The 19715-nt window shown below is 36.7% G+C and carries 18 protein-coding genes; 1 reads left to right on the top strand and 17 read right to left on the bottom strand.

The features are described from left to right. Positions 1-66: 66 nt before the first annotated feature. From ACIPKN_RS13115 to ACIPKN_RS13095, 5 genes are all read right to left on the bottom strand, one after another. A complete protein-coding gene (locus tag ACIPKN_RS13115; RefSeq protein ID WP_400936852.1) occupies positions 67-1410 on the bottom strand; it encodes a dihydrolipoamide acetyltransferase family protein in 1344 nt (447 codons plus the stop codon). Between the two features lie 486 nt (positions 1411-1896). Then, a complete protein-coding gene (locus ACIPKN_RS13110) occupies positions 1897-2880 on the bottom strand; it encodes an alpha-ketoacid dehydrogenase subunit beta (RefSeq protein WP_142507157.1) in 984 nt (327 codons plus the stop codon). After that, positions 2880-3896: a thiamine pyrophosphate-dependent dehydrogenase E1 component subunit alpha gene (locus ACIPKN_RS13105; RefSeq protein WP_400936604.1), complete on the bottom strand. Its 1017-nt coding sequence runs from the start codon at positions 3894-3896 to the stop codon at positions 2880-2882. Before ACIPKN_RS13105 ends, ACIPKN_RS13110 begins: the two co-directional genes overlap by 1 nt. Before the next feature lie 46 nt (positions 3897-3942). Then, positions 3943-5370, bottom strand: a complete 1428-nt coding sequence (lpdA, locus tag ACIPKN_RS13100) for a dihydrolipoyl dehydrogenase (RefSeq protein ID WP_400936602.1) — start codon at positions 5368-5370, stop codon at positions 3943-3945. 156 nt (positions 5371-5526) lie between these two features. Continuing rightward, a complete protein-coding gene (locus tag ACIPKN_RS13095) occupies positions 5527-6621 on the bottom strand; it encodes a Leu/Phe/Val dehydrogenase (RefSeq protein ID WP_132356637.1) in 1095 nt (364 codons plus the stop codon). Between the two features lie 433 nt (positions 6622-7054). Here ACIPKN_RS13095 and ACIPKN_RS13090 point away from each other — a divergent pair, with 433 nt between their 5' ends. After that, on the top strand, positions 7055-7291 hold the full coding sequence (locus tag ACIPKN_RS13090; RefSeq protein ID WP_132356638.1) for a DUF2627 domain-containing protein: 237 nt from the start codon (positions 7055-7057) through the stop codon (positions 7289-7291). Between the two features lie 68 nt (positions 7292-7359). Here ACIPKN_RS13090 and ACIPKN_RS13085 read toward each other — a convergent pair whose 3' ends face one another. The 12 genes from ACIPKN_RS13085 to ACIPKN_RS13030 all read right to left on the bottom strand — a co-directional run bounded on the left by ACIPKN_RS13085 (position 7360) and on the right by ACIPKN_RS13030 (position 19713). Continuing rightward, entirely contained in the window at positions 7360-8085 is a 726-nt protein-coding gene (locus ACIPKN_RS13085) for a glycerophosphodiester phosphodiesterase (RefSeq protein WP_274068519.1), read from the bottom strand. Further along, a complete protein-coding gene (locus ACIPKN_RS13080) occupies positions 8078-9649 on the bottom strand; it encodes a flagellar assembly protein A (RefSeq protein ID WP_400936601.1) in 1572 nt (523 codons plus the stop codon). Before ACIPKN_RS13080 ends, ACIPKN_RS13085 begins: the two co-directional genes overlap by 8 nt. Before the next feature lie 383 nt (positions 9650-10032). Then, positions 10033-10227: a hypothetical protein gene (locus ACIPKN_RS13075; RefSeq protein WP_400936599.1), complete on the bottom strand. Its 195-nt coding sequence runs from the start codon at positions 10225-10227 to the stop codon at positions 10033-10035. Positions 10228-10499: 272 nt separating this feature from the next. After that, complete coding sequence (locus ACIPKN_RS13070; protein ID WP_132356642.1) at positions 10500-10880, bottom strand: PH domain-containing protein; 381 nt, start codon at positions 10878-10880, stop codon at positions 10500-10502. A 943-nt stretch (positions 10881-11823) separates the two neighbouring features. After that, positions 11824-12675, bottom strand: a complete 852-nt coding sequence (locus ACIPKN_RS13065) for an aminoglycoside phosphotransferase family protein (RefSeq protein ID WP_400936597.1) — start codon at positions 12673-12675, stop codon at positions 11824-11826. Between the two features lie 789 nt (positions 12676-13464). Further along, entirely contained in the window at positions 13465-13896 is a 432-nt protein-coding gene (locus ACIPKN_RS13060) for a hypothetical protein (RefSeq protein ID WP_400936595.1), read from the bottom strand. A 13-nt stretch (positions 13897-13909) separates the two neighbouring features. Then, a complete protein-coding gene (locus ACIPKN_RS13055; RefSeq protein ID WP_323655084.1) occupies positions 13910-14239 on the bottom strand; it encodes a hypothetical protein in 330 nt (109 codons plus the stop codon). 136 nt (positions 14240-14375) lie between these two features. Beyond that, positions 14376-14987 carry a hypothetical protein gene (locus ACIPKN_RS13050; protein ID WP_400936593.1) on the bottom strand — a complete coding sequence of 204 codons (612 nt, stop codon included), beginning with the start codon at positions 14985-14987 and terminating at the stop codon, positions 14376-14378. Between the two features lie 12 nt (positions 14988-14999). Next, positions 15000-15332, bottom strand: a complete 333-nt coding sequence (locus ACIPKN_RS13045) for a hypothetical protein (RefSeq protein WP_400936591.1) — start codon at positions 15330-15332, stop codon at positions 15000-15002. A 217-nt stretch (positions 15333-15549) separates the two neighbouring features. Continuing rightward, the gene (locus ACIPKN_RS13040) at positions 15550-15957 is read right to left on the bottom strand and encodes a phage holin family protein (protein WP_132356647.1); all 408 of its coding nucleotides are present in this window, start codon (positions 15955-15957) and stop codon (positions 15550-15552) included. Positions 15958-16126: 169 nt separating this feature from the next. After that, positions 16127-17470 carry a phage portal protein gene (locus ACIPKN_RS13035; protein ID WP_400936588.1) on the bottom strand — a complete coding sequence of 448 codons (1344 nt, stop codon included), beginning with the start codon at positions 17468-17470 and terminating at the stop codon, positions 16127-16129. Between the two features lie 653 nt (positions 17471-18123). Then, positions 18124-19713, bottom strand: coding sequence for a terminase large subunit domain-containing protein (locus ACIPKN_RS13030; RefSeq protein ID WP_400936586.1), 1590 nt, complete (start codon positions 19711-19713; stop codon positions 18124-18126). Positions 19714-19715 lie beyond the last annotated feature (2 nt).

Genomic DNA, 19715 nt, shown 5'->3' with positions numbered 1-19715 from the left:
ACAAATTGCGACTCGGAAAGCAAAAAAAAATCGGAAACCGTTATATAACAGGTTTCCGAGAAGTCATCAGTAGACTGATATTGAAGATTTATTTGTATTTTCGAGTATTTCTTTTACTCTATTTAGGAATTTACCACAGACAAGTCCATCAAGAACGCGATGATCTAAAGATAAACATAAATTCACAATATCTCGTGCAGCGAACATTCCACCAGGTAAAACAACCGGTTTTTTTACAATACTTTCCACTTGCAAAATAGCCGCTTGTGGATAATTAATGATGCCCATCGACTGTACAGAGCCGAATGCACCCGTATTATTGACCGTAAATGTACCACCTTGTATATCATCCATCGTCAGTTTTCCTGCACGAACTTTCACTGCAAGCTCATTAATTTCTTTAGCAATACCTTTAATTGATTTTTCATCAGCGTGTTTTATAACAGGAACAAATAATGCATCATCTGTTGCGACTGCAATGGAAATATTTATGTCATGTTTTTGGATGATTTTGTCTTCTGCCCACATGGAATTCATCATTGGGAATTCCTTTAGAGCTTGAGCAACTGCTTTTACGAAGAAAGCAAAATACGTAATATTAAAGCCTTCTTTTTGCTTAAACTCTGTCTTGATGTTATCACGATATGCTACTAAATCCGTAACATCTACTTCCATCATCATCCATGCATGTGGCACTTCATGAACGCTCCGTACCATATTATTGGCGATCGCACGGCGCACCTTTGTTACCGGAATTTCAATATCACCCACTTGAATTGGTTGTACAGATGTGGCTGGTTTCTTATTCTCCTGTGATGCTGATGCTTCAAAAGGTACTGACTGTGGTACGGCCGAATCGATTGCAGGAGGTGTTTCCACTAGAGAAGTTGGCACATTTCCTGCCTCAATCAGTTGCATTAGGTCTTTTCTTGTTATACGTCCCCCTTCACCAGTACCTGTGATTTTATCAAGGGCAATTTCATACTCTTGTGCAAGTCGAAGAACAGCTGGTGAATAACGCACTTTATCCTGTCGAACTGTTTTTTGCGATGCTCTTGTAGCTGTAGTTGGCTGCTGTGTCTCCTGTTTCTTTTGTACACCTGCATTTAAAATTGCCGTACTTACCGCTGATTTTTTCGGAGGAGGAGAAGGAGGTAACTCACTGTCACCTGCTATTTCAATGGAACAAACGACTGCACCAACTGGTAACGTTTGCCCTTCCTCTACAAGTAGCTCTGTAATGACTCCTTCAAAAGAAGACGGGATTTCTGCATTTACTTTATCTGTTACAACTTCTGCTAATGGATCATATTTTTTTACCGTATCACCTGGCTTAACAAGCCATTTTTCAATCGTACCTTCTGTTACACTTTCGCCGAGCTGTGGCATTGTAATATTTTGAATAGCCATCATCTATTCCTCCCATCAATATTATGCCTAGGTGTAATTGGATCTATCAAATTACTATCATATTTATAAAATACTCATCACCATAAAGTGGGGGTTGATTTCCGTTCCGACTGGGCGCTTTGCCGCTGACGCTTCGCTTTCGCGCAGAGCTTCCTGGGGGCGTCCGATGAGCCGCTTCACTCGCGTTGCTCGCTCCAGGGTCTCGGGCCAACACGATGTTGGTCACGAAGGCGTTATCACAGGATGTGATGGCTTTAGCCTTCGTTCCCCTATCGCTAATCCCCAAGGAGTCGCCCAGTCTCCACTCCAATCAACTTATATACATGACATAACGAATTAAGAAATGTCATCCCGAACTTTTGATGAAGTGCCTTAAAATACCTGTGACATTATCTATGGCCGCATAGTTAAACAATCACATTTATTTTAGCTTTTTAAAGCTTCTATTTACCACATGAGTGGATATCAGAAATAGAACTTTTTATATTAGAATGCTGCAAGTTCTCGCATCGCACGCTCTACTTTATCAGGATTGATCATAAAATATTTTTCCATCGTTGGTGCATAAGGCATAGCTGGAACATCTGGTCCTGCAAGGCGCTGAATTGGTGCATCGAGCTCAAATAAACAATGCTCTGCAATAATTGCTGCAACCTCACTCATAATGCTACCTTCTTTATTATCTTCAGTAACAAGTAAAACTTTACCTGTTTTACTTGCCGCCTCAATGATCGCTTCTTTATCAAGTGGATATACCGTGCGTAGGTCAAGAATATGCGCTGAAATACCATCTGCTGCTAGGCGCTCTGCCGCTTGTAATGCAAAATGGACAGCTAAACCATACGTAATGACAGTAACGTCTTCCCCTTCCCGCTTAACATCTGCCTTACCAATGGGCAATGTATAATCGTCGACAGGTACTTCACCTTTAATGAGTCGATATGCACGCTTATGCTCAAAAAACAGTACTGGATCCTCATCGCGGATTGCTGCTTTTAACAAGCCTTTTGCATCATAAGGTGTTGATGGTATAACAATTTTCAAGCCTGGTGTTCCTGCAAAAAGTGCCTCTACAGACTGCGAATGATAGAGCGCTCCATGAATCCCGCCGCCAAATGGTGCACGTATAACCATTGGGCAAGACCAATCATTATTTGAACGATAGCGGATTTTTGCTGCTTCAGAAACAATTTGATTAACGGCAGGCATGATGAAATCAGCGAATTGCATCTCGGCAATCGGGCGCATCCCATACATCGCAGCACCGATACCAACCCCTGCAATTGCACTCTCGGCAAGAGGCGTGTCAAGTACACGATGTTCACCAAATTGCTCGTAAAGACCTGCTGTTGCTTTGAAAACTCCGCCTTTGCGGCCAACGTCTTCTCCTAAAATAAAAACACGCTCATCACGTTCCATCTCTTCCTTCATCGCTAATGTAATCGCATCAATATAAGACATCACTGCCATTACACATCACCTCCGTCCGCTGGTGCATATACATATTTCAAAGCATGCTCTGGTGTTGCATACGGAGCAGCTTCTGCATAATCTGTTGCTTCATTCACCTCTGCCATGACACGTTCTTCTATTTCAGCACGTAGTGTTTCTGTCATAACTCCTGCATCCGTTAGGTACTTTTCAAACAACAGAATTGGATCATTTGCCTTTCCTTCTGCTATATCCTCGGCTGTTCGATATTGACGATCATCATCATCCGAAGAATGAGCCGTTAAGCGATAAGTCACTGTTTCTATTAAACTCGGTCCATCACCACTACGCGCGCGATCAGCTGCTTCTTTCACAACCTTATAAACTTGTAACGGATTTTTCCCGTCAACAGTAACACCTGGCATACCATAGCCAATACCGCGATCTGATACTTTTGCACAGCCTAATTGACGTTCTACAGGCACAGAAATTGCGTATTGATTATTTTCTACCATTATAATTACTGGCAGCTTATGGACTCCTGCGAAATTCGCACCTTCATGGAAATCACCTTGGTTTGAAGAGCCTTCACCTAGCGTAACAAAAGCAATAAAATCTTCTTTTTGTAGACGGCCTGCTAGAGCAACTCCCACCGCGTGCGGAACTTGTGTAGTAACTGGAGAAGAGCCTGTTAGAATACGATTTTTCTTATGCCCGAAGTGACCTGGCATTTGACGCCCACCCGAGTTTGGATCCTCTGCTTTAGCAAATGCGGATAACATCAAATCTCTTGGTGTCATGCCAAAATGTAAAACAACGCCCATATCTCGATAGTAGGGTGCAATATAATCTCTATTATTATCAAGAGCAAAGGCTGCCCCTACTTGTGCTGCCTCCTGTCCCTGACAAGAAACAACAAATGGAATTTTACCAGAACGGTTTAATAACCACATGCGTTCATCTAGTCTTCTCGCCATTAACATCGTTTCGAACATTGCAAGTACATCTTCTTTTGATAAACCTAAATCCTCGTACTTAATTTGAACACTTTGCATACGAACACCCCTTCCCGACGTTTCACTTTCGCTACAAAAAAAGAAATTAAAAATGAATGGCGCGATTATCCACTGCTAATGCTGATTCCGCTAGTACCTCATTTAGTGACGGATGTGGATGAATAGCCTGACTAATTTCCCAAGGCGTTGCGTCCAATAATTTAGCAAGTGATGCTTCTCCAATTAAATCTGTCACATGTGGTCCTACCATATGAATACCTAAAATATCATTCGTTTCTTCATCGGCAATCATTTTCACAAAGCCATCTGTCTCTCCATTAACTAGCGCTTTTCCAATCGCCTTGAAAGGAAATTTACCGACTTTCAATGAATAACCTTGCTCTCGAGCAGCCCTCTCTGTTAAGCCAATACTTGCAACTTCAGGGTAAGAATAAACGCATTTTGGTACATTTAGAACATTTAGCGCCTCTGTTTCCCCCGTTGCAATATGCTCAATCGCAGATACCCCTTCATGCGAAGCAACATGAGCTAATTGTAAGCCACCGATAACATCCCCAATGGCATACATATGTGATTCCTGCGTTTGATACGAATTATTAACTTTGATAAACCCATTTTCAACTTCTATTTCTGTATTTTCTAATCCAATATCTTGTGTATTTGCTTCACGCCCAACACAAAGCAATACTTTATCTGCCTCAAATAATTCATCCTTATCATCGACTTTCGCAGAAATGAAAACGTTATCATTTTCAATTTTAAAGGTCCCTGTATCTAGGCGAGCGTTAGTCACAATTCGGACGCCTCTTTTTTCAAGCTGCTTAGTTACCTCTTTTACAATATCCGTATCCTCTGCAGGTAAAATGGATGGCCCATATTCAATGACCGTTACGTAAACCCCAAAATCACAAAGCATAGAGGCCCATTCAATTCCAATAACGCCTCCGCCAACAATTAATAATGACTTTGGCAAATTTTCCATTTCCAGTGCATGATCAGAGTTCATCACATATTGACCGTCAATTGTTAGTCCTGCCATTCCTCTTGGCTTTGATCCGGTGGCAATGACCACATTTGTTGGAACTAGCATTTCATTTTCATCGCCATTATTCATTTCAACTGAAATAGTGCCAGGCATTGGTGAAAAAATGGAAGGTCCTAAAATTCGACCTGTTCCCTGATAAACGTCTATTTTGCCTTTTTTCATAAGTGTATTCACACCTTGGCTCAATTGCTCAACAATCGTTTGCTTTCTTACCTGCACTTTGTCAAATTGCAATGTAACGCCTTCAATATCAACACCATATTCAGCAGCTGTTTTATTTGCCATACGATACACTTCTGCGCTTCGAAGTAAGGCCTTACTCGGTATACAGCCTTTGTGCAAGCATGTTCCGCCTAGGCGCTCACGTTCAACAATAGCTGTTTTTAAGCCCAGCTGTGCAGCTCGAATTGCTGCAACATAGCCACCTGTACCTCCGCCTAAAATGACAACATCATAATTTTGAGCCATATGGATTCCCCCTTTTGAGAAAACTCTTGTTCCTTTGGTACTAAGAAAAATGATCTGACCTTGCAGTTTAAATTCATTTAAACGATTAAATCTACTAAGCTACTATAAAGTTAGAAGAAGTCGACAATGCGACTTCTTTAAACGAATAAACGGTTTTTAACGACCGTGTAAAATATTTTTTTCATTTTTTAAAAATTGGCTACGAGACTTCGATACTCGAGCGATACGTTCTTCTGCTAAACGATTAGCCGCAACATATGTCGGAATGCCATCACGTTTAGAAATCTCGAAGATTTTTTCGATACTATCATAAATACCTTCAACACGCTTCATCGCACGCTCACGGTTATATCCATATAATTCATCAGCTACATTTATTACTCCACCCGCATTAATCACATAATCAGGTGCGTACACTATCCCTAATTCATGTAAATAATCACCATGGCGAGAATCTTGTAGCTGATTATTGGCAGAACCTGCGATAACCTTTGCTTTTAGTTGCGGAATCGTTTCATCATTTAAAATCGCTCCTAATGCACAAGGTGAGAAAATATCAACTTCCTGTGAATAGATTTCCTCTGGTGCCACAGCAGTCGCACCAAAATCATTCACAACTCGATCAATTGCCGCTTGATTAATATCTGTAACAACAAGTTTTGCACCTTCATTATGTAAATATTCGCAAAGCTTGTAGGCTACATTGCCTAAACCTTGTACAGAAATAGTACGCTCCTCTAGTGAATCAGATCCAAATGCTTCTTTTGCCGCTGCTTTTATACCACGGTATACTCCGTAAGCAGTTACTGGAGATGGGTTTCCTGATGAACCAAAAGCAGGGGAAATTCCCGTTACATAATTTGTTTCCTCATGCATTAAATCCATATCTGTCACTGTTGTACCAACGTCTTCTGCCGTAATATAGCGACCATTAAGCCCTTGGATGAAACGTCCTAGTGCACGGAACATTTCTTCATTTTTATCTTTAAATGGGTCACCGATAATAACCGTTTTTCCTCCGCCAAGGTTTAAACCAGCTGCAGCATTTTTATAGGTCATCCCTCGTGCTAAACGTAATGCATCCTCGATCGCATTTTCTTCTGATGCATATGTCCACATACGTGCCCCGCCTAGTGCTGGCCCAAGTGTTGTGTCATGGATAGCGATAATCGCTTTTAACCCTGATGCTTCATCTTGGCAAAATACCAATTGTTCATAATCATACTTTTCCATATACTTGAAGATTTCCATGAAAACTCGCCCCTTTGCTTTTGAAAGTGCATCCCCAAATGCCCATTCCAATTCAGTATAATAAGTGTATCAATTATGCCTCGGCATAATTGCGTCCGGAAACGGCTTTGTGCCTGTACAAAGAATTTCTTTCCGATTCCATGACATCCGCCGGAGGCTTTAAATTCTTTCAGCTAGTATTTGAACACCAGCTGAAAGAATTTAAAATTGTTTAACAATGGATAATAATGCTCCATTTATTTTTACAATACTCACAATTTCGCAATTTATCAACTATTATTACATTTTCTTGTTTAAGTAAGAATTTTCTAAACATTCAGTTACATCTATTCTATTATGTCTTTACTAGTTTTTGGGTATATCAGTAACATAGCTTCCTTGACATTCCAATATCCACAGGTACAATTAAAATTAGGAATAAGGGGGGACATGCATGGCTCGTTTAGCTGCATTTATTGTAATGCTTATTCCAGGTCTTATGGCTGCAGGTGGCATTAAATTTATGCGTGATACATTATTTGGTAAGCTCATTTCACCTTTCCCATTTTTATGGCTACAATTCGTCGTTGGCATTATTCTCTTTGTTATAGGCTTTGGCTTTTTCGCAGGATTCTTACTCCACCGCGATCGAAAAAATGGAAAAGTGGCTCCGCGCTTCCAAAAAAAATAAAAATAGCTATCCTTTTAAGTTCAAAAGACTTATTGGATAGCTATTTTTATCTTCATTCATCAGAATGATTAACGTTGCTGTTTCGCAATTACTTTATCAGGAAAATCAGTAATCCAACCAATCACAGAAGGATGCGGATTCAATAAAAATGTTTCATCCCCATCGATTGCATAATAACGACATGCTTTATTACTCGCTACACAAGCCTCCAAATATCTTGGCTTATAGTACCTTTTATGCATATGAACACTGTCAATAGCTTTGTAATCACTAAGCAAATCCCACTTTAATTTTTTTGTTGCTATAAGTGCTGTTTCATAGTTTGGCTTATATTGTTTCACAATCTCCAGTAGCTCATAGTGAAACGATGAAAAATGACTGCCAACTGGCAAAGTAAGCCCATGAAGCATTTGAATAAGTGCGCTTTTATTATTAAGAATTGTAGATTTTAATTCGATATTAAGGGGTAGCTGTTGTGAATTTGCCCAAGCTAAAACTACATCAAACGTCGGGATTTTAAACGTTGAAAACAACCGCCTCCAAGGCTTCCCAAGTTTAAAGCTTACTAGCTCTTCTATCGTACATTCGTTCACATGCTTATTGATGCCAACCAATCTTGACAGCTGTGGATCATGATACACAACTGGAATACCTTCTTTTGAAAGCTGGATATCTAATTCAATTCCATCTGCACCAAGCTCTAAAGCCTTTTCAAAAGCCTTCAAAGTATTTTCAAGTGTATACGCTGAAGCCCCTCGATGTGCAAATACAGGAATGAATGATTCCCTAGACATTTAACTCACCATATTCAAGAAGAAATTTACCATTTGTCACCTTACTTAATAAGGATGATTTTTTGCCAATTTGAATATAGGTACCAGGATGAGCTTCCTTCGTCACAATAATTTCTTCTTTTCCAGCATGACGCATCTCATCCATTATGAGCTTAACCTCATGATCGATTGTTACTGCATCCGCTTTCAATTTTGTTAAGCTTTGTTTTGTTTCTTCAAATGTAGCTATTTGTTCCTTAGACATTTTATCAAGGAAAGGCAGTAAGCTTTTAATTTTCCCCTCTCGCTCAGAGATTTCTGATTGTAGCGACTTAAGCTGTGTAGCCCTCTCTTGCATAATAGAGTATCTTTCTTGTTTATTAACGCTTTCAATGATTAAGTCCGTCCGACGCTCTAAACGATTTCCTGAGATGGCAGTGACGATTGTATTCTTAGCTACCGCACGGCCCCCAATAATTTTCCCTTTCCGTTCGTCCACAAAAATTGAATGCGCAGTGAGTTGTGATCCTAATGCGTAAAATCCTATATGAATGCTGTCAGCTGCAACGAGATTTGCTTCATTGACATGCTTAACGAAAATATTTCCGCCTGCCTCTACAATAGTTGAGCCTAAACCAAAAATCCCTCCACGAATATAAACGTCTCCTTCAATGGATTTAATAACTTTGGCACCGCTTACACTTTCAGCACCCTCGATGGAAATATCTCCAGTAGCAATGACTGTATAGCCTGATGTAACTGTTCCTTTTATACTTAAAGAGCCATTAAATTCGATATTCCCTGTTTCAACGCCAACGTCTCCATTAATCGGCAAATGTCTATTAACGCCGATCATACCTTTGACATCATCTAATACACCAGCTATTTTAGAACGGATGACAGTTTTCCCATCCTCTTCTACTTCATAAGCCGATTTTTTATCGTATCGTATAGGAAAATCACGACCTGGTACAGCAGCCATAATTTCTCCTAGTACATTTTTCCCTGGTTTACCTAATGTTGCAGGGATTTTTTCACCTAGCCAAGAACCTTCTGAAATTTCAGAAATAAAGTTCATGTCATAATAATCAGCTTTCCCATCTTCGCGAATTACTGGCTTTCTCTCTGGTTTAGGTAAGTATGTAATTTGTGCATCTGTTCCTGCTACAGGTGGTGTGCCTTGTGCAATTAAAAATGCTTTTCCTGGATCAATTTTAGAAATATCAAAATCTAATATTCCATAAACAATTCCTTCGCTCTCAATTGTTTCCAGAATTTGTTGAGTTAATTTCTCTTTATTCTCTTGTATATAATCATGTGTTTCATATACAAATATTGAGGCAGACATTTTATCTCGTGCAATTTCTGCTTCAACATTAGGAAGCCAGCGTCCAATTTCAACAGGGCTAGTGTTTTCTGTTGCTAAGACATTTTTTAATATTGAAAAATTTGATAATTTAAGTCGGGGATGACTACGTAAAATACTATCAAATTCTTTTAATGGATAGCCAGCACTGTAAGTAATCATATAGACCTTACCATTTTCCTCGGATATTTCGAATTTATCATTTCGAACTAGTATCAAGTTACCTCCTCCTTCCCTCTAACAGTAAGTATATACAATCTAATTACATTTGTTTAGAGACAATTGTCACTACCAAGAAAGATTTTACCCATACTTTGTAAGCAATGTATTTATATATACCTTTAATTTTTATATCAAAATTAGTCGGTTTATACTATAAAAAGGTATGTTTTTACTCAAATTCAAAAATTCCCTTTCACGAATTGAATAAATCCCACCGTTAATAATCAGGAAATTCACAAAATCTTTAATAAATTGAAATAATACTAATGTATCTGTCTTAATTTTCATAAACCTACATTAGGCCTTCAATACTAAATGAATATGTCTTGAAAACCATTTATCAACTACTCATATAGGCTTCGAATTGAGTTAAAATATAGCTACGAGTCATTCTCTAGAAAAGCCTCAATGCGAATATGAGCGCCAAGTTGATCGAAATTCAGGAGCTGTTCACGTGTCATATAGTACACACTAATGCTTCCATTAATTCCAAGTCGCATCTCAAATAAATTTTCTTCTATCTGCGTTATTTCTAACGAGTTATTTTCGTCAAGCTGTAAGTTTACACTTTTCATATGTTATCACCCAATATAATTATATACGTTCAAGCAAAGATAAACGATCCACAGTATTGTTGACCGATCAATTATGCTTCGGCATAATTGCGTCTGGAATCGATGCTTCACCAAGAACTACTTTCCGATTCCATGGCATCCGCCGGAGGCTTTACTTCTTTCAGCAAGTGTTTTGGTAGCGACAGGTACAGGTGGATACCCGCTGAAAAGTAACTAAACATTCATCTCACCACCAATAGATGTGAGACTTTTGCTGAAAGAAGTTATATTTATCACTTTCCTAATACATATTCCGCTAACACACTTTGAATTTTATAGATGTTAGTTGATTTATTAAAGTTTTTCTGAATCGGTAATTCACTACCTGAAACCCAAATTTTCAACTCTGCATCTAAATCAAACGTTCCCGCAGTTTCGACTGAAAAATGAAGAATACTCTTATATGGAATTGAATGATATTGCGTTTTCTTCCCAGTTACTCCTTGTTTATCGATTAAGATAAGTCTTTTATCCGTAAAAATAAAAGTGTCTCTTATAATTTTATAGGCATGTTTAATTGTTTCGTGAGGTGTTAATAAATCTTTAACTTCTTCCCGTAATTTTTCTAGATTTACTTCACTTGCATTACCTATTATCCCATCAAATAAACCCATTTTAATTCCTCCTCCAAATGTCCATTCTTCATTTAAAATATGAGATTATTTTTCCATAAATTCAATGTAAATCTGCTGCAGTTAACCTTTACCTACGTGTATTAGCATAAAACGTCAGGTTAGGCAGCTTAAAAAAGTAAGTACATTTAGATTTTTACAGAACAATCCCACATATACGTTCAATTTTGATTTTTAGACATTAAAAATACGCCCTCTTAAACAGTCGGCGCAAACTGTCTAAAAAAGGCGTTAAAATTTTCGCTACGTTACTGATACCACATACGGTTTCTAGAATCATTTTCCGAGTATCACCTAATCACCTTCTTTAAAAAGAGGGCAAGCACCGCTATAAAAGCAAATACCTGCCCGTTATATTACACAATAATCATTACTGATATAGACCATATGATAAGAACGAATGAGAGGGTAAGAAAAAAAGTGTTTACTTTAGTTTCTTTATCATTCTTAATTTTTCTAATTATATTTACAAGATTTAAACAAAAAACAATCCCTAAGAACGGCATTACAACAATACAAATAAACGCAAACAAACTAACCATCTAGATCACCCCTAATCACCTTTACTTTCCTTATTTACTTAAAATATCTTATGTTTAATTATACATGAAATCGAAAAAATATGGTTTCATCTACCAAAACTCATTGCAATCCTTTAACCAAAACTCAATACGGTTTTTATCCAACTTGTGTCGCCTGCCTTTCGATTAATTTCGCTAGTTGATACGCAATCTTTTCGATGTCAACTTCTTCACGGACGGTGAACTGATTGCCGGAGATAACTATTCCTCTGCCAAAGCCGTTTCCACCTTTCCCCTCCGAGTATTCCCGATTCTCACGCGCAGTTAAAACGCGTTCGCCTTTGCGGAAAAGCGCTGAGTAACCGGTATATGACACAGAATCTAATCCGCTGTAGTCAGAACTGCTATAAGCTTCTTATATATTTAATAATTTTATAAAAATAAAGGATGTGCTCTTTAGTTGATTGAGTATCGACTTTCAATAAACTTAAAATTCCTTTAACATACCAAAGTTCTAACGTTTGGTAGAACTCATTCAAATTAACCGAAACTTCATATTCTGCTAAAAATACTTGAGTGTATGTATCAATTTCCTCTAAATTCTGAGGTAAATATGACGCAAAAATTGCTACTAAATCAAAATATCTAGGTCCTTTCCGTGCCTCACTAAAATCGATGAAGCAAACATTACGTTCAGCAGTTAATAAAATATTCCACGTACCTAAATCTCCATGAATCCAATTCGTCTGATTATGATCCAACACCATTAATTTTTCAATTGATGGGCATAGTTCATCATAAATTTTTGGTAAGTTTTCATGTAAAAGTTCTTTTGTATCTATCCATAACCTATCTAATGCAAAACGATTATGACGCGCTGGTTCATAATGAAAATCCCTTAAATATTCTTGTAACATCTGATAAGTATTTAAAACCTTTTGCAAAGGAGCTTTTTCGTTTACTGAAGGTACGTAAATCTGTATTTGAAATAAAATTTTATCTATTTGAGTAAATGGCTCATCAAACTTTGAAGTTAAAATCTCACTCACAATGTTTTTATTTTTTGTTCTAATATGTTGTATAAGTTTATATTCAAAATAAGCCTGCTCTTTCGTATCAACGGATTTCAAAATATATTTTTCCGAAGTTTTTGTATGCAATAAAAAGGTTGAAGCTGTTTTTCCATTAGTCAATAAAGTTTCATTTGTAATTGTAGGTATATCAAATTCCTTTACTATTCCTAAAAAATAATCCATAAATTATCGCTCCTCTTCGCAAATTAAATTGGTTCTTAGTCAAATGTCGGGGTGTCATCTTTTAGCACACTAACCCAAATGAACTCCGATTTTTTTATACTTCAAATTTAAAAAGTGATCGCAGCGTCGAAAGCCATATGCATTCCGTTTCGTCACTTTTGGTAATCTCTACATTCTTTTTAATCGTGGGATATTCATGTTAAAATTCATTTGCACAGTTCACCTTCCTATTCTTGTTTCTCGACAATTCAAGTATATATAAATCAGTGAATCTGTGCTTTTTTTATGCGTGTAATTGTATGAATACCCCCAAAAATAATATAGAACTCCAAAAAAACACTTCCATGAATGGGAATTCCCCATAAATGAATGTGTTTCATAGTTTAATTCAATTAATTAACATTAAGTTATATGATCTCAGTAATTAGTCGGTATAAATCCAATGAATTCTCTCTAAATAAGTCCTATAATCCCTTGTAGCTCTAACCTTAACTCGCCATCATGTCGATGCGAATCTTGTCTGCAATCATGGCGATGAATTCACTATTTGTCTTAAGGGATAATACAAATTTAAAATTGAAATGTTGATATATCTAGGTTTTCGAACACTTTATTTAACTAAAGTTTCATTTATTTATTGGTAGTTAAATAGTTTCACATTATATACTATCTTCTATATAAATTTTAATACCACTACTCCTACCAAATTAATTACTACCCTTAAGATAAAATTCTCCAAAAAAAAAGCAGAGCAATTGCCCTACCTTTTTAATGTTCTTAATTAAATATCTATTCGTATTTTGAAAGCGTCTTTTTCATTGCTTCTTTATCATAATTCTTATGTTCTAAATTTGAAACCCCTATCGCTTCTTCTACATGTTTATACATTTCATTAAATCCTTCATCAGTGGCAAAACCACCTCCACTTTGAATCGCCTTAGTCACACCATAAATAAGCTGTGTAGCTTTCAAAGCATCTAATATTTTTTTTTCTTCTTCTGTTGCATCTTCTTTATAAGTTGTAAAGTAATCTTCGAAAGCTTCATGGAATCCTTCGATATTTTTTTCTTCATTAATCGTATCTTTCATAAAGATAGCAAATTGTATTCCATTATTCCATACATCCTCACGTACATTTTCAGGTGCATTGCTTTTATTTCCACAGGCGCTAATAAAAATAGCTGTAATCACTAATAAAAAACCTACAGTAATTTTCTTCATTAAAGTTAAACTCCTATTTATTCTGATTAATACTCTTTAAGATTAACATTGAACAAGCAAATACCATACATACTACCGCTAACACAAAATAACTTGTTGCATATGTACCGTTGATAATGTAGTTATAGGCATCACCGCCAACGTAGACATTTTTACTAGAGCTTCTAAAACTATCATTGTTTTCATAAATACACAATTTATAAAAGCCCATGCTAATTGATACGATAGCGCCAATAAAACCTATAACACTAAAAAGCGTATATGGTGCTTTTGATTGTTTATTCTTATTCTGTTCATTGAATCTTTCCTCTAGTGACTTCTGAACTATTTCTTTTTCTTCCAAAACTACCACTCCTAAATATATTATAGAACTATATATTACCATAATATACATAATTACAGAATAATATTTCATATTTTTTTATATGCGTGTAAAAATTGGTAAGGGATATATAGAAGAAACTCAAATAAGGGTATCGTTATTTACCATCTAAAAGTGGAAGCAATACATCTTCTGACTGAACCTTTAACTCTATCAGCCCAACCTTTACAATCTCAGCGTTAATTACTTTATATATTCGCCCATGAATTGCTAGTGTACTATTCACTTGGAATCCCTCTCGGTTCTTAGCGTTATCTTGCACATTGATAACAAGCGTTTTAGTAGCCATTACAATGGAATCTTCATCCACTGTCATTTCCTTATAGCTAATCACAGCAGGCTCAGAGCGATCTATAACTGTTTCTGTTTTGTAGATTGGTCTACCCATAGCGTCAGTTCCTACTTTGATTTTTACAGTAGTAGTTGGCTCAATGACATAGTTGCAATATTCCACTAGGGCTTTATATTTGAACCCTCTCTGAACTACTACATCACCTGTCACAAGATAGTAACTATCGTTAATAGTAAAGTAATCGCCACGCTTGAATTCGTTCAAGGAATGAAAGTAAAACGTGCTGTTAGTTGACAGCGTAGCATTTGACATAAAGCCCTCTATTGTGCTTGGAGTAACAGTCAACTCATTCTTCATGTATGGTTGAACAAGCCTTGAAAACGTTTCTGTGAGTGTCTCAGCATCAAATAGTTTCATCTTACCCACCACCTACACATACAGCATGAACACATCTGAGTTATTATTTTCAGTTCTCATGGTTCTAACCTTATAATTTAATTGGTCAATACGCTTCATTAGGTTCTCGTGGAACTCACTGACTGTCATATCATCTATTTTTACGGCTTTCATCAGTGTTGGATTGTTAGCTACTGATTCAAGCATACCGAGAGCAGTAGAATAGATTGCCTTCTTGTCTGTCATAGACTGCGAATTGTACTCTGAATAAGCATCAAGACCGTTTTCAGCAAGATACATCATCAACTCATTCTGCTCAAGGTCTATACCTTTTGTTTCCAACTGTAAGCGCTGTAAATTGTTCATTTTCGATAATCACTCCAATTAATTCATTTTATATTCAATTTCAACTTCCAATAACCTTAGTTATGTAAACTGGAATAAGTAATAAACACTGATACAACAACATTCTTTAAATTTTACAGAAATGCTATTTATTCGACATTGATACATCAAGGTTTCTTCCATCTACATATCTGTAAGGCTATTGAAAATCTTGCATAAAAAACAACGATTTAATATATTAATATTTTTGTTCATTTTCCTCATTCGCTAACTGCATCAGCCGTTCCTTTATCCCTTTAGGCAACGGTACACCTATCCTAACTAGATTCTCAGTTATAGACAACCCTTCCATGCCGATATAGAAGTAAATAGCCATTGTTCTAAAGACTGGCACACCTGACGCTGTAAGTACGTCTAATAGGTTCGCTAAGACTATTACAATCATAATAGTGGCTTTCTTCAAGAAGCCGACAAAAGCAACCTTTGAGGATAGACGTTTTTGCACAAATGACACCATTACGCCTGTAACAATATCAATGACCATAAACGCAACAAGAACAGTCAATGATACATGCCACCCACCAATAAGGAAGGATAATGATGTTACTGTCAATGCTAGGATAGTGAATAAACTCATTTTCTCCATTGTTCATTCACCTCCAATACAATTGTTGTAACAGGCGTGAAAATTTGGACATACTCTCTCCAACTCTCCACACCCGAAAAAACACTATTTTTCACCAAAATAAAAACGCCTACATACAATAAAAATCTTTATGATTTCCTTTAAATATAGACACCTGTTTTATCCATCTTTATGATACCTTTTCAGCAAGGTGACTTGAGCCATCATGATTACTGTGTTCTACCTGTTCAAATGGTTTCACATCTTGTATTCGATTCATCTCAAGTGCAACATCATTCACGTAAGGTGACTGCTCAAGAACTGTTTCAGCGCTTAAAGCGCCCATTGCATGTTGCTTACTCATATTATCAATAATCTCAGCATGGTTAGATGGAGTGTTGTATTGGAAGTTAAACTCAAGCGTCATAAAATCATCTTCTGAAATATGAACCCCTTTGTAACTCAACAGCTTACAAACCTTTTCCCAACGCTCATAAAAGCCCTGCTTTAAGTATGTTTCATTTAATCCTGCTTTCGTATCTGCTAATGAGAACAGCAACTTAATACTCACCTCGGATAGATTGCTTACATCAGTTTTGTTCATGGAAACAGCAGGCGTTGAACTTACATCTAATAAAGCCTGTTGTAGCGTCTTGTAGACTAATTCAAAAGACTTTGAATCTAATTGGTTAGTTACCATTTTGAAGTCAGCACCATCATCAAGGTTTAAGCCTCCACCAACAATATTAGTAGGCAACGAGTCTTTAAGTTGCTGACCAACCACAACAGGAATAGGATTCATAAACTTATACATGCTGTCAACATACTTAGATAATACATCCTCCATGTTATCCAATATCCCCATATAATCATCTAACTCTGAGCGACCTTCTGTATCACTAAATTCATTGTTAGTCTTGTATAGGACAGGTAAGCCACTTAGATTAGCATACTGAGCAACTAGCTTTAATTCTCCACCTTCATTTGACCATTCTTGGACTAACTTATCAGTATAAATTGTATAATAAGCAATACCATCAAAGACATAATGCTCAACAAAGGCAATCATTTCCCCATGATGATTGAACACAGGTGTACCATCCTCTGCGTCAATAATTTTTGAATCAATTCTCCCTTTAGCATTAATGAAAAGGTATTCAGCTACCTGACCAAACTTGATTAATTTGTTTAGGATAATAACATTCTTATCATCAAAGCGACCTAGCTTATTTACTTTCAAAAATTGCTCAACCATTTTCTCAACTCCAATGATATTAACACTGTTCTTCAACAGGTATTGCGTTTGGAAGTTCAAAATAGTCTTAGCCAACTGAATCACAATCTTGCGTGGCTCAATTAACTGACCATTGTACTTAAATGAATCACGTTGTAGTATCTTGTGCTGACCATCTAAATATTTTTTCTTACTAAACACATCCTGCAAACGCACTTGGTTGTCATAAGAGTTTATTTCCTCTAAGAACCAAGTGGGATTACCTTTGTGCTTTAATTGTAAAAATCTATATAAGTCCATCTTCTTTTTCCTTTCTTATTAAAAATAAAATGCCACACCCTGAATGAGTATGACTGAAACTACTATCTCTCGTACCAATCTCTGTCTTGATACACTTTAAGTTTGATAAAAATCCCTGTTCTGTCTGCGCTCTTATATGCTTAGCGTATAATATTACTTCTCAAACATCTTCATCTAAATTATACATTTACCAATTGGTACTTAATTATATCCTCACTATTGAAAGAAATATCTTAATGCAATCTAAAACTAATTCTTTATTGTTGTTCATCTTATCAGTACCTAATACAATTATATTTTTATTGTGAATCCTTCTAACCAAAATTTGTTTCATATATCATTTTCTCTTTACCTTAATAGCAAATGGTATAGAATAATTTAAATCAAAAGGATTTGAATACTATCGAATAGCTTTCTCTAGTTGAGCCAATTGCTTCCGCTTATATTCAATAGTTTCAACAGGAACAAAAGGAATCTCTTTTAGGTACATTGCACTTAAAGAAAAAGCAATCTCCTTCTAACACTCTTTTAATCGCCTTCTATGAGATTCATTCTCAAAACCTAACTTATTCTTTTCATTGGACAACCGTTGCTCAATTATGCTTGTTTAAACTATCACGATACTTTTTAAATGCTTCCATTTTGCGATTCTCCTATACATACCATTTATTTATTTTCATGCCTTGAATAGCCAATGCTGTTGAAATAACGCTATCATCGTGGTGCAATTCACTATTTCCTCGCTTATTTCCTAAGCGACCATTTGTTTCAACGAACATCTGCATTTGCTGTAAGGTTGTCTTACATTCGATATTGATAAGTCCAAGCTCAAATTGCTCTTTCATATCACTTATCATTATCGCCTTTGTTTTTTCAGAAGTGATAAAGCCTATTTGCAACTTCTTCTTTCCTCGTTCATCAAAGGTTTTCATCTTATACATATTAAGATAGCCACGCTCTTTGCGTAGGCGTTCAATAACAGGTAAACCATATGAATTGCGTTCCACTGTCAAAAAGGCATAGTTATAAAAAATCCCCAAGTCATAGATAACCTGAGCAAATTCATAGACTGCAATCTTATTATGGTAAAAACTTATGACTTGATGTCCTTCTGAATCAAATGCAGTAATTGTTGAGTAGTCATTTCCTGAGCCACTCGCTGTATCGACTCCAAAATAATATTTCATATTGCGCTCAGGATATTTGAAAAGGTCTAAGCCTTTACCAATGTATTTTCGAACGCTCTCAGGTATTTCTGACAGCACCTCATTTTTAGGTAACGGCTCAATTGCATAAGAAAGCCTAGTTAATACCTTATGTTGATCAAATACACTTCTACCTGTAGAAACAAAAGAATCAAAGGGATTTGAGGGGTACTCTTGCATAAACTGCTGTTCATTTTCCATGTCCTGAACCTTCCATCTTCTCCACATTAATTGCCTTAAGGTTGCCCCCGCTGTATATAGGGCTACTTCATCTTCTTCTAAGCCTTCAGAAGCAAGACGCTTGCCACCATTGGTCGCTTTATACCAACGCTCAGCTTCATCATAGTCATGGGCAAATTGCTTTTTGTATAGCTTGTGGTAAAAAGGAATGAAATAAGGAACATACTTAGACTTACCTTTGAGGGCTTGCATATACAGGCGGTAGAAATGGTTGCTTGTACCATTGGAGGTTGTTTCAATTGTTAATTGGCTCTCAGCCCCTTTTGCAAGGGATTGTTCAACCGAGAGTAGTTGAGTTTCCTGTGACGCATAAAAAGCAAACTCAGATAAATGAACATAGGTGTATGTTGAACCACGCCCAATATCTTTGTTCCCCGCTGTAACACTTGATATTCTTGAACCATTAGTGAACAATAGCTCGCTTCTGTTATCCCTGCGAACCTTCGGGAATACATTAGGGAATTTTTCTCTTGGAACAGCGTCATTCATTTGCTTCAACTTTTCAAAAAGCGCTTTTGCTGAATCACCCTTATAACTCACAATTAAGATATTTTCGTTAGGCTTGGTTAATGCTCTCCATAATGCCCTAGCTAGCACAAATGTTGAAATACCTGCTTGCCTTGCTTTACCAATCACAACAAAGCGATTCCCTAGCATAAGATTTTCAATTTCTTGCTGTGCTTCATTGATTTCAAATTTAATGACCTGATTTTCGTTGTCTGTAATAAAAATAAAGTTCTTAGCAAAAAGTGGGAACTCACTAAGAACTTTTTCAAGTTTATTTGATTTAGTTGCCATGT

It is taken from the genome of Lysinibacillus sp. NPDC086135, assembly GCF_044746345.1.
Lineage (GTDB): Bacteria > Bacillota > Bacilli > Bacillales_A > Planococcaceae > Lysinibacillus.
The sequence above is the reverse complement of the archived record's forward strand: the minus strand, read 5'-3'. Positions and strand labels throughout refer to the sequence as shown.